The following is an 11353-nucleotide window of genomic DNA, read 5'->3' on the forward strand; positions in this document are numbered from 1 at the left end:
CGGCCGATGAATGAGCGCCTCGTCGACAATCTGCACCACTTGGTGAGGTATCAGCGAAGCCAGACGGCTGACCACTGACCGACAGTCCGCGGAGCTAGCTCGGGCCCAGGCCGGAGCGCCTTCTCGGCAGAGGTCGTGGGGTTCAGGCGCTTGTTTATGCGTGGTTGCCTTCATCGGCGCGTCAGATCAGGCAGCCGACGTGGGCGTCCAGCTTCATTGCTGGCAAGCCAGGCCACCATTCTGCGACAGCTCAGACGTTGAACCTGAAGGTTTGACCGGTCGACTGGAAGGTGCGAGGGCGATGGCTTATGCGAAGGATCTGTGGACTCATCCGGTGAAGCAGGCCGATGGCACGGTCGCGCGGGAGCGGAGCAAGAGGTGGGGGCGCGGGAAGCGGTGGATGGCAGGCTGGCTGGATCCGGAGGGGAACGAGCGGACGAAGGTGTTCAGCACCAAGGTGGCTGCCGAGCGGCATGGGGCGGCCATGGAGACGGATGGCGCGCGTGGGGAGTACATCGATCCGAATGCCGGCAAGGTGCGGTTCGACGTGGTTGCCGAGCGGTGGCTGAGGTCGCGGGTGGTGGATCCGGCGACCGCGATCAGGTATGAGTCGTCGTTGCGGCTGCATGTTGCGCCGGTCTTCGGGAAGCGGCAGTTGAGCAGTATCAAGCCGTCGGAGATTGCCGCCTGGATCGCCGACCTGGGTACGCGATTCGGGTCGTCGACGGCTCGCACCGCATTCCTTGTCCTGCACGGGACGTTGGAACTCGCAGTCGACGACGAGGCGATCAAGCGGAACCCGGCCAAGGCCCGGGGCGTGAAAGTCCCGGCCGAGAAGGCCGGGAGGGTCGTCGCGTGGAGCGATGAGACCGTGTTCCGGATCGTCGAATGCCATCCACCCCTGTATCGGCCGATCGCATCCGTCGGCGCGGCATGTGGATTGCGTCAAGGCGAGCTCTTCGGGCTTGCCCAGGAGGATATCGACTTCGACGCGATGGTCATCCACGTACGGCGGCAGGTGAAGAAGCTAGGTAGGGCCTTCGTGTTCGCGCTGCCGAAGAACGACACCGAGCGAACGGTGCCGATGTCCGAAGGGACCGCACGGACACTCCGAGAGCACATCGAAGCAACGAAGCCTCGGCCGTACACCCTGCCGTGGGAAAGGCTCGACGGAAAGCCTCTCGCGGTGAAACTTCTGTTCCGATGGACGGACGACAAGCACATCCGGGCTCGCACCTACGACGAGCTGGTCTGGAAAGCGGCGCTCGCCCAGGCGGGCGTGATTCCAATGCCGGGGAAGGACGCTCGCGGACGTCGGCAATACACAACCAGCCGCGACACCGGCATGCACGCGTTGCGCCACTACTACGCGAGCATCACTCTGGCCGACGGCGTCAACATCAAGGAACTCGCCGAGTACCTAGGTCACGGAGACCCAGGCTTCACTCTCCGGCTGTACACCCACATGCTTCCGTCCTCGCACGAGCGGGCGCGGAAGGCGGTGGATGCCCGACTGGCCCGCCTCTTCTCCACTTTCTCCCACGGAACAGTCACGGAACAGGCCGCCGACCGCTCCCCCACTGCACCTTGGGAGCCCGACGGCGGAATCTATCCAGATGGGCCTGGAATCAGTCTCTGACCTGCGGAAACGTCAGCGGATCCGCATGCCGGAGATGGCGCGCGCGATCACCAAACGCTGGATCTCGGAGGTGCCTTCGAAGATGGTGTAGATCTTGGCGTCTCGGTGCATTCGTTCTACTGGATATTCGCGGGTGTAGCCGTTGCCGCCGAGGATTTGGATGGCTTCTTCGGTGACCTTGACGGCTACTTCGCCGGCTTTGAGTTTGGCCATGGAGCCTTCGCCGTGGCGGTAGTCGGGGGTTTCGCCGCGCATGAGGGCGGCGGACATGTTGGCGGCTCGCCAGACGAGGAGTCTTGCAGCGTCGATCTCCATGGCCATGTCGGCGAGTTTGAAGGCGATGCCCTGGTTGTCGATGATCGGGCGGCCGAACTGTTCGCGGGTCTTGGCGTAGTCCAGAGCTACCTCGTAGGCGGCGCGGGCGATGCCGATGGCTTGGGCGCCGACGATGTGGCGGGTCATTTCGAAGGTGGCCATCGAGGCGTTGCGGCCCGCCGAACCAGATGAACCAGAAGAACCAGAAGCTTCGTGGGCTCGGGCTATGCGGGCGTCGAGTTTTTCCTTGCCGCCTAGGACGTTCCCGGCGGGGATGCGGACGTTGTCGAAGAAGACGTCGGCGGTGTGGGAGGCGCGCAGGCCGTGCTTGCGGAGTTTGGTGCCCTGCTCCAGGCCGCGGACCTCCGACTTCGGTACGACGAACGCCGCCTGACCCTTCGTACCGAGCGACGGGTCGACGGTCGCGACGACCACGTGGATGTCAGCGATACCGCCGTTCGTCGCCCACGCCTTCTGCCCGTTGATGACCCACTCAGACGTCCGCTCGTCGAAGACAGCCCGCGTACGGATGGCGGACACATCGGACCCTGCACCAGGCTCGGACGAGCAGAACGCGGCAACCCGTACGTCGTCAGGCGTGCCGTAGCACCGCCCCATCCACTGGCTCCACTGCTCCGGCGTACCGTTCGAGAAGATCGCGGACGAGGCGAGCCCGGTGCCCTTGAGCGACATCGCGATGCCGGCGTCGCCCCAGAACAACTCCTCGTGGACCAGCGGCATCAGCAGGCCGGTCGGGTCGACGAACAGGTTGATGTTCATGTCGAGGCCGTAGATGCCGACCTTCGCCGCTTCCTGGATGATCGGCCAGGGGGTTTGCTCGCGCTCGTCCCATTCGGCCGCGGCGGGCCGGATGACGTCGGCGGCGAACGTGTGCGCCCAGTCCCGGATCTCGCGCTGGTCGTCGTTGATCGCCAGCGAGAAGGTGCTCCAGTCCGGCTTCGAACGCTCGGCGCCGAGTTCGCCGGCCAGCGACATCACGTCTGCGGACACAACAGGGTCGCTCATCAGGTCCTCACAAAAGCGGAGATGTTACCGACGAGTGTAACTGTCGTTTGCACCAACGGGTACCACTGTGGCTAAGATCGATTCATGAGCTCCGCGCTGCTCGCGATCGGACGCCGCCGCACCACGGCGGAGCGTCGTCGCGACCGCGAGCGGGAGATCATCCGCGCCACCCGCGAGATCTTCGACGAGCGCGGCACGATCGACGCCCAGATCGACGATATCGCCAAGCGGGTCGGGATCAACAAGGCCCTGATCTACCGGCACTTCGCCGGCAAGGAAGAGCTCTTCGCGCTCACCCTCGTCGACTATCTCGGCGAGCTGGAAAAAGAACTACAGACAGTCGACAATCCCAGACGGGCGCCGCTCAACCGGCTCAAGGCGCTCAGTGAGACGTTCGTCGACTTCTGCCTCGGCTACCCCGCCTTCACCGACTGTGCGATGAGCCTGCTCAGGCGGACCGGCGAGCAGTTGTTCGGCGAGATCACCGAGCCGGTGATGGTCAAACTGGGTACGGCGATGGCCGCCCCGCTGGACCGTATCGCGGTGATCCTCAAAGCCGGCCAGCGTGCGGGCGTGTTCGACGAGGTCGACACGGCGTACCTGGCGAACCATCTCTACACGCAGACGCTCGGATCGTTGCACATGGCAAGGGTCGGGCTGATCGTGTCGGGCAGCCAACCGGGCCACCCGGTGGTGCATCATGCCGATGTCGGCACCGTCCGGTCGACCGCGATCACCGCGACACTCGCCACCGCGGTGGGACAGATTGCCCTGACAACCAAGAAGACCCGCTCCGCTAGAGCAGGAGACATATCGTGACCGAACCGCGCAAGGTGGCCGTGGTCGCCGGCAACCGGATTCCGTTTGCCCGGCAGGACAAGACCTACCGGCACGCCTCCAACTCCGACATGCTCACCGCCGCCCTGAACGGTCTCGTCGACCGCACCGGCCTCGGTGGCCAGGAGGTGGGTGAGGTGGTCGCCGGAGCCGTCCTCAAGCATGCCCGCGACTGGAACATGGTGCGCGAGGTGGTCCTCGGGTCCAAGCTCGCCCCGACCACCCCGGCGTACGACATCCAGCAGGCCTGTGGCACCGGTCTCGAGGCGGCCATCCTGGTCGGCAACAAGATCGCGCTCGGCCAGATCGACGCGGGTATCGCGGGTGGTGTCGACACCGCCTCCGACGCGCCGCTCGCGGTGAACGACCACCTGCGGAACGTTCTGCTCGATCTCAACCGCGCCAAGACGTACCCGGACCGGTTGAAGGTCCTCGCCCGCGTCCGCCCGAAGGACGTCGTACCGGAGATCCCGCGCAACGCCGAGCCGCGCACCGGCAAGTCGATGGGCGACCATGCCGCGTTGACCGCGCTCGAGTGGGGCATCACCCGGGAGGCGCAGGACGAGCTCGCGTACAACTCCCACATCAACCTCGCGAAGTCGTACGACCTCGGTTTCCAGCACGACCTGATCACGCCGTACCTGGGCCTCGAGAAGGACCAGAACCTGCGTCCCGACACCACGCTCGAGAAGCTCGCCAAGCTCCGGACCGTGTACGGCAAGGGCGAGACCGCGACGATGACGGCCGGCAACTCGACCCCGCTGACCGACGGCGCCTCGGCCGTCCTGCTAAGCACCGACGAGTGGGCGCAGGAGCACGGTCTGCGGCCGCTCGCGTACCTGACCCACTCGCAGACCGCCGCGGTCGACTACGTGAAGGGTGCCGAGGGTCTGCTGATGGCGCCCGCGTACGCCGTACCGCGCATGCTGGCCCGCGCCGGGCTGACCCTCCAGGACTTCGACTACTACGAGATCCACGAGGCGTTCGCGTCCCAGGTGCTGTCGACATTGAAGGCGTGGGAGGATCCGATCTTCTGCAAGGAACGGCTCGGCCTGGACGCGCCGCTCGGGGAGATCGACCGGGACAAGCTGAACGTGAACGGCAGCTCGCTCGCCGCGGGTCACCCGTTCGCGGCGACCGGTGGGCGGATCGTCGCCGCGCTGGCCAAGCAACTGGACGAGAACGGTGGCGGCCGGGGCCTGATCTCGATCTGCGCCGCGGGCGGCCAGGGTGTCGTCGCCATCCTCGAGAAGTAGGAGCTGAGATGACGGATCGCTACCAGACCTTCACCACGACGCCGCTCGGCAAGACGCTGGTGAAGAACCTGGGTCTGCCCGACCCGACGCCGCTGCCCCGCTGGACCGAGGGCTCGCCGGTGATCGACGGGCCGGTCGTCTTCGGCGCGATCGGCGAGACCGACGCCGGCAAGGCGGTCCAGGCGCTGCTCCGCGACATCGGCGCCGCGTTCAGCACCGTGACCGAAGGCGTCGCGTCCAGCACGATCCGGCCGAAGGCGATCGTCTTCGATGCGACCGGCGCCACCTCGACCGCGGACCTGACCAGCCTGCAGCGCTTCTTCTCCCCCGTCGTCCGCCAACTCGCCCCGGCGGGCCGCGTCATCGTCGTCGGCCGTACGCCGGAACTCGCGAGCTCCCCCGAGCAGCACATCGCGCAGCGTGCCCTCGAGGGCTTCACGCGAAGCCTCGGCAAGGAGGTGAAGCGCGGCGCCACGGTCAACCTCGTGTACGTCGCCCCGGACGCCCACGAGCAACTCGACTCGACGCTCCGCTTCTTCCTCTCCCCCAAGTCGGCGTACGTCGACGGCCAGGTCGCCCGGATCGGGACCGGACCGCTGGTCAGCAACGACCCGAGCCGGCCGCTCGCGGGCCGTACGGCGCTCGTGACCGGAGCGGCCCGGGGTATCGGCGCCTCGATCGCGGACACCCTGGCCCGCGACGGAGCGACGATCATCGGCGTCGACGTACCGCAGAACGCGGACCCGCTGCGCAAGGTGATCTCCAAGATCGGCGGTACCGAGCTCCTCCTCGACGTCACCGCGGTCGACGCGGCACAGCGGATCGCGGCGCACGCGCAGGAGCAGCACGGTGGGCTCGACATCGTCGTCCACAACGCGGGCATCACCCGCGACCGACGGCTCGTCAACATGCGCACCGACGCGTGGGACGCCGTACTCGATGTGAACCTGCGCGCGCCGGAGCGGATCACCAAGCACCTGGTCGATTCCGGGGCGCTCCGGGACGGCGGCTCGATCATCGGGGTGTCGTCGATGGCCGGGATCGCGGGCAACAACGGCCAGACGAACTACGCGACCTCGAAGGCCGGCGTGATCGGTCTGGTGCAGGCGCTGGCGCCCGCGCTGGCGGAGCGGCAGATCCGGATCAACGCGGTCGCGCCTGGGTTCATCGAGACCGAGATGACCGCGAAGGTCCCGTTCACGATCCGCGAGGTCGGGCGGCGGATCAACTCGCTGCAGCAGGGCGGTCTGCCGATCGACGTGGCCGAGACGATCGCCTGGTTCGCGGATCCGGCCTCGGCCGGCGTGACCGGCAACGTCGTCCGGGTCTGCGGCCAGAGCATGCTGGGCGCCTGAGATGCCGACCCGACGGTACGACGACTCCCCCGGGCTCGGCTCGCTCTACGCGCGCACTGTCCGGGCCACGCTCCGACGGGCCGACTACGAGCCGGACGCGGACGGGCTGACGCTCGAGCTGCCCCGGTCGGCGATCGACCAGGACCACCTGACCGCGTACCGCGAGGTGACCGGATTCGCGGCGGGTCCCGCGCTGCCCCCGACGTACCCGCACGTCCTGGCGTTCCCGCTGCACCTGGACCTGATGTCCGACCCCTCGTTCCCGTACAAGCCGATGGGGATCGTGCACCTGTCCAACACGATCACGCAGAAGCAGCCGATCCCGTTGCACGCCGAGCCGGCGATCCGCGTGCACAGTACGCCGGAACGCCCGCACCCGAAGGGCACCGTCTTCGACGTGATCAGCGAGGTCTTCGTCGACAAGGAGCTGGTGTGGAGCGATCTCACCACTCTGCTCAGCCGCACGGCCGGGACCGAAGGCGCGCATGCCGATCTGCTGACCGATCCGGTGCTGAGTCCGAGCGCGTGGTGGGACCTGCGCGGCAACCTCGGCCGCCGGTACGCAGCCGCGTCCGGCGATCGGAACCCGATCCACCTGTTCAAGCTGACCGCTCAGGCATTCGGGTTCCCGCGCCAGATCGCACACGGGATGTGGGCCAAGGCTGCCGCGCTCGCGTCGATCCAGCGGGCCGGCGCGTTGCCGGACGCCTTCACGGTCCGCGTGGACTTCCGCAAGCCGTTGCTCCTGCCGTCCCGGGTCGGGTTCGGCTACGAGCAGACGGACAAGACGGTCGACTTCGCGCTGTACGACGAGGGGCACGACGTGACCCACCTGATCGGGCAACTGCAGGAGAACTGAACCGCCACGCAGGCAGAACCCCCTCGGACACGCTCAGATCCCGTCCGATTCGTGACTTCTGCCTGCATGGGGATCCGCCGCCTCTCGAATCCGATCCAGCACCTCGCCGATCGGAGCCGCATCCCACCGTCGACCGTCACGCTCCCGGACCGCGAGCTGGCCGCCCGCGGCCTCGCGGGAACCGATGATGGCCTGGTACGGCGCCAGCCGGTTCTCGCGGATGCGCGCGCTCAGACTCCCCTCGTCCGCGTGCGCGACCTCGACCCGGAGACCGCGATCCAGGGCTCTCCGGGCGACCTCCCCGGCGAGTTTCTCCTCGTCGTCGGAGATCGGCAGTACGACGACCTGGACCGGGGCCAGCCACGCCGGGAACGCGCCGCCGTGGACCTCGATCAGCTGAGCAACCGCTCTCTCGATGCTGCCCACGATCGCGCGGTGCACCATCACCGGACGATGCTTGTTGCCGTCGGCACCGATGTACTCGAGCCCGAACGCCTCCGGCTGGTGGAAGTCGATCTGGACGGTCGACAGGCTGAACTCGCGGCCCGCCGAGTCCTCCATCTGGATGTCGATCTTCGGCCCGTAGAAGGCCGCGTCGCCCGGCGCGTCCTCGTACTCGACGCCCGCGTTCTCGAGCACCTCACGGAGCAACTCGGCGGCCTGCGCCCAGCTCGCCGCGTCTCCGACGTACTTGCTCGCCGGGCTGTTGAACTCCGCGTCGAGCGACGGGAGCGCGAGGACGTAGCGCGACGCGATGATGCCCATGTCGGCGTACGCCTGCTTGATCAGTTTCAAAGCCCCGGCAGCCTCTCCAGCCACCTGATCCAGGCGGCAGAAGATGTGGGCGTCGTTGAGTTGCATCGCGCGGACCCGGCTCAGGCCGCCGATCGCTCCGGAGAGTTCGGCGCGGTACTGCCCGCCGAGCTCCGAGTAGCGGAGTGGGAGTTCGCGGTAGCTGTGTGAGCGGGATCGGAACATCAGCGCGTGGTGCGGGCAGATGCTGGGTCGCAGGACCAGTTGCTCGCCGCCCATATCCATCGGCGGGTACATGTCCTCGTGGTACTTGGCCCAGTGGCCCGAGATCTCGTACAGCTCGCGCTTGCCGAGGACCGGCGAATAGACCTGCTGGTAGCCCGCTCTTCGTTCCACGTCGGCGATGTAGCTCTCCAAAGCGTGCCGAACGGCGGCGCCCGCGGGCAGCCAGTAGGGCAGTCCCGCGCCGATCAGCGGGTCGGAGTCGAACAGGCCGAGTTCGCGGCCGAGCTTGCGGTGGTCGTACATGATTCCTCCATGGGTTGAGGCGAGCAACCCACGGAGCACGACAAAGCCCCGGGGCACTCGCCCCGGGGCTTGGTCAGACAGTCAGGTGTCAGCGCGCCAGGACGAGGTCCGGCGTCGTCGTGACTACTGCGCGCTGCAACATGTCTCCACGGTATCAGAGGAAACGGGAAAGGAACGCACGAGTTCGTTCGTGCTGCGGATTGTCGATCACCTGCTCCGGCGTGCCCTGCTCGACGACCTGGCCGGCGTCCATGAAGACGACCCGATCGGCGGCCTCGCGGGCGAAACTGATCTCGTGAGTGACGACGACCATCGTGAGACCGGCACTGGCGAGACGCTTCATCGTGGCGAGCACCTCGCCGACCAGCTCGGGGTCGAGCGCCGAGGTCGGCTCGTCGAACAGCATCAGCTTCGGCCGCATCGCCAGCGCCCGGGCGATCGCCACGCGTTGCTGCTGACCGCCGGAGAGCTGTCGCGGGTACGCCTTCTCACGGCCGGCCAGTCCGACCTCGGCGAGCAGGCCGACCGCCCGCTCGGTCGCCTCCCGTCGCCCCTCCCCCAGGACCGCGATCGGCGCCTCGATGATGTTCTCCAGCGCGGTCATGTGCGGGAATAGGTTGAACTGCTGGAACACCATGCCGATGTCCTTGCGCCGGCGGGCGATCTCGTTCGGCGACAGCTCGTGCAGCCGGCCGTTGCGTACGTCGTACCCGACATCGCGGCCGTCGACGGTGATGCGGCCGGCGTCGAGGGACTCGAGCAGGTTGATGCACCGCAGGAAGGTCGACTTGCCGGATCCGGACGGGCCGAGGACGACCACGGTCTCGCCCGGCGTCACGTCGAGATCGATCCCGGACAGTACTTCGGTGTGCCCGAAGCTCTTGCGGACGCCACGCGCCTGCAGGACCGCCGTACTCATGCCGCACTCCCCTTCGGACGGATACGCAAGAAGTCCCAGAAGCTGGGAGCCTGATGCCGCGCGCCGCGGTTGTAGTGCCGTTCGATGAACGATTGGACGACGTACAGCACCGAGGTGACCGCGAGATACCAGAGGCAGACCACGATCAGCATCGGGATCGTCTCGAAGGTCCGGTTGTAGATCGACTGCGCCGTGTAGAGCAGGTCGGAGAGCGCGATCACACTGACCAGTGCGGTCGCCTTCACCATGCTGATCACCTGGTTGCCGGTCGGCGGCACGATGAAGCGCATCGCCTGCGGCAGGATGATTCGCTTCATGATCCGCGAGTTCTTCATCCCGAGCGCCTGACCTGCCTCGCGCTGGCCGGGGTCGACCGAGAGCAGACCGCCGCGGACGATCTCGGCCATGTAGGCGCCCTCGTTCAGCCCGAGTCCCAGAATCGCGGCCAGCAACGGGGTGATCAGGGTGTTCGTGTCGACGCTGGTGAAGACCGGTCCGAACGGGATGCCTATGTTCAGCTTGGGCAGCAGCGCGGACAGGTTGTAGAAGAAGATCAGCTGCACGAGCGTCGGCGTACCGCGGAAGAACCAGATGTAGAGTCCGGCGGCGCTGCGCAACAGTGGATTGGCCGAGATCCGGCAGACCGCGAGGAGTACACCGAGCACGACGCCGATCACCATCGCGACGACAGTCAGCATCAGCGTGATGCCGAGGCCCCGCACGATCGACTCGGCCCGCAACCAGGCCCAGACCACGTCCCAGCCGAAGTTGTCGTTGGTGACCAGCATCTTCACCAGCTGCGCGGCGAACACCAGGACGACGAGCGCCGACAGCCAGCGCCAGGGGTGTTTGCGGTGCGCCGCGTTGCGGACGTCGAGCTCCAGGCCGGCGGCCGGAGCGTCCTGCACCGTGGTTGCCATGGTCAGCCCTTCCCGAGGTTGAGGCCGGGTTTGGCCAGCTTGTTCTTCTCCAGACCCCACTTCGCCATGATCGCGTCATAGGTGCCGTTGGCATGCAGTTTCTCGAAAGCAGCGAGCAGTACGCCGGCCAGCGGCGACCCGATCGGCACGAGCGCACCCTGGAACAGGTCCTCGAAACCGTTGCCCTTGCCAACGCCGGCCAGTTCCAGCTTGCCACCGGACTGCGCGACGAAGTAGGTCAGCGGCGCCTGCGACGAGAAGAATGCGTCGGCCCGGTTGGACTGGACCGCGAGGATCGACGACGGCTGGTCCTTGTACGACTGCACCTCGACCGCCGGCTTCCCGGCCGCCACGCACTTGGTCGACTGCGCCTTGATCACCTTCTCCGCCGATCCCGCTGCCTGTACGGCGATCCGCTTGCCGCACGCGGTGTCCAGACCGTCGATGCCCTTCGGATTCCCCTTGTGCACGGCGAAGACGACGTACTCCTGGACGTAGTCGATGAAGGTCGCCTGCTTCTGCCGCTCGACGAAGTCGCCGGTCGGTCCCAGGTCCAGGTCGTACCGCTTGGCCTGCATTCCGGACAGCACACTGGCCAGGCCGTCGACGGTGGTGTGCTCGATCCGGATGCCGAGCAGCTGGCTGATCGCCTGGGACAGGTCGGCGGTCGCGCCTTCGATCGAGGCATCCTTGTCGGTGCCGACGATGACGTACGGCGGGAACGAGCCGTTGTTGACGGCAACGATCTTGCCGGCCGTCTTGATCTTCTCCGGCAGCTGGTCGTGCAAGGCCTTGTCTACCTGCTGCTGCGGGATCGCGGCGGCCGGTGCCTTCGCGTTGGCGTTCGTGCTGGTGTCGACCGGGTCTGCGGTGCACGCGGTGACACCGAGCACGCTGAGGGCCAGTACGGCGATAGTTGCGGTGCGGGGGATAGACACGACTACTC

The 11353-nt window shown here is 67.0% G+C and carries 10 protein-coding genes; 5 read left to right on the top strand and 5 right to left on the bottom strand.

Annotated features, from left to right (window positions below):
* The first annotated feature begins 301 nt into the window (after positions 1-301).
* On the top strand, positions 302-1639 hold the full coding sequence (locus EV649_RS25225; RefSeq protein WP_130386023.1) for a site-specific integrase: 1338 nt from the start codon (positions 302-304) through the stop codon (positions 1637-1639).
* Between the two features lie 12 nt (positions 1640-1651).
* Here EV649_RS25225 and EV649_RS25230 read toward each other — a convergent pair whose 3' ends face one another.
* The gene (locus EV649_RS25230; RefSeq protein WP_241998624.1) at positions 1652-2980 is read right to left on the bottom strand and encodes an acyl-CoA dehydrogenase family protein; all 1329 of its coding nucleotides are present in this window, start codon (positions 2978-2980) and stop codon (positions 1652-1654) included.
* An 84-nt stretch (positions 2981-3064) separates the two neighbouring features.
* Here EV649_RS25230 and EV649_RS25235 point away from each other — a divergent pair, with 84 nt between their 5' ends.
* Genes EV649_RS25235 through EV649_RS25250 form a run of 4 tightly spaced genes read left to right on the top strand, consistent with a single transcriptional unit; the run spans position 3065 to position 7287 of the window.
* The gene (locus EV649_RS25235; protein WP_130386024.1) at positions 3065-3799 is read left to right on the top strand and encodes a TetR/AcrR family transcriptional regulator; all 735 of its coding nucleotides are present in this window, start codon (positions 3065-3067) and stop codon (positions 3797-3799) included.
* On the top strand, positions 3796-5073 hold the full coding sequence (locus EV649_RS25240; RefSeq protein ID WP_130386025.1) for an acetyl-CoA C-acetyltransferase: 1278 nt from the start codon (positions 3796-3798) through the stop codon (positions 5071-5073). Before EV649_RS25235 ends, EV649_RS25240 begins: the two co-directional genes overlap by 4 nt.
* Before the next feature lie 8 nt (positions 5074-5081).
* Positions 5082-6428, top strand: coding sequence for a 3-oxoacyl-ACP reductase (locus tag EV649_RS25245; RefSeq protein ID WP_130386026.1), 1347 nt, complete (start codon positions 5082-5084; stop codon positions 6426-6428).
* Between the two features lies 1 nt (position 6429).
* A complete protein-coding gene (locus EV649_RS25250; RefSeq protein WP_130386027.1) occupies positions 6430-7287 on the top strand; it encodes a MaoC/PaaZ C-terminal domain-containing protein in 858 nt (285 codons plus the stop codon).
* A 33-nt stretch (positions 7288-7320) separates the two neighbouring features.
* Here the strand turns inward: EV649_RS25250 and thrS are convergent, their stop codons facing one another.
* The 4 genes from thrS to EV649_RS25270 form a co-directional block, all read right to left on the bottom strand.
* Positions 7321-8568, bottom strand: coding sequence for a threonine--tRNA ligase (gene thrS / locus EV649_RS25255; RefSeq protein ID WP_130386028.1), 1248 nt, complete (start codon positions 8566-8568; stop codon positions 7321-7323).
* Positions 8569-8722: 154 nt separating this feature from the next.
* Complete coding sequence (locus EV649_RS25260) at positions 8723-9487, bottom strand: amino acid ABC transporter ATP-binding protein (RefSeq protein ID WP_130386029.1); 765 nt, start codon at positions 9485-9487, stop codon at positions 8723-8725.
* Positions 9484-10407, bottom strand: a complete 924-nt coding sequence (locus EV649_RS25265; protein ID WP_130386030.1) for an amino acid ABC transporter permease — start codon at positions 10405-10407, stop codon at positions 9484-9486. The genes EV649_RS25260 and EV649_RS25265 overlap by 4 nt, the downstream gene beginning before the upstream one ends.
* A 2-nt stretch (positions 10408-10409) precedes the next feature.
* Positions 10410-11345 carry an ABC transporter substrate-binding protein gene (locus EV649_RS25270; RefSeq protein WP_198682665.1) on the bottom strand — a complete coding sequence of 312 codons (936 nt, stop codon included), beginning with the start codon at positions 11343-11345 and terminating at the stop codon, positions 10410-10412.
* Positions 11346-11353 lie beyond the last annotated feature (8 nt).

Source organism: Kribbella sp. VKM Ac-2569 (assembly GCF_004216905.1).
Taxonomy (GTDB): Bacteria; Actinomycetota; Actinomycetes; order Propionibacteriales; family Kribbellaceae; genus Kribbella.

Bases quoted from the DNA above. Each gene is read 5' to 3' on its own strand.
- EV649_RS25230 (WP_241998624.1), bottom strand. From the start codon at position 2,980: ATGAGCGACCCTGTTGTGTCCGCAGACGTGATGTCGCTGGCCGGCGAA.
- EV649_RS25225 (WP_130386023.1), top strand. From the start codon at position 302: ATGGCTTATGCGAAGGATCTGTGGACTCATCCGGTGAAGCAGGCCGAT.
- EV649_RS25235 (WP_130386024.1), top strand. From the start codon at position 3,065: ATGAGCTCCGCGCTGCTCGCGATCGGACGCCGCCGCACCACGGCGGAG.
- EV649_RS25250 (WP_130386027.1), top strand. From the start codon at position 6,430: ATGCCGACCCGACGGTACGACGACTCCCCCGGGCTCGGCTCGCTCTAC.
- thrS (WP_130386028.1), bottom strand. From the start codon at position 8,568: ATGTACGACCACCGCAAGCTCGGCCGCGAACTCGGCCTGTTCGACTCC.
- EV649_RS25265 (WP_130386030.1), bottom strand. From the start codon at position 10,407: ATGGCAACCACGGTGCAGGACGCTCCGGCCGCCGGCCTGGAGCTCGAC.
- EV649_RS25260 (WP_130386029.1), bottom strand. From the start codon at position 9,487: ATGAGTACGGCGGTCCTGCAGGCGCGTGGCGTCCGCAAGAGCTTCGGG.
- EV649_RS25245 (WP_130386026.1), top strand. From the start codon at position 5,082: ATGACGGATCGCTACCAGACCTTCACCACGACGCCGCTCGGCAAGACG.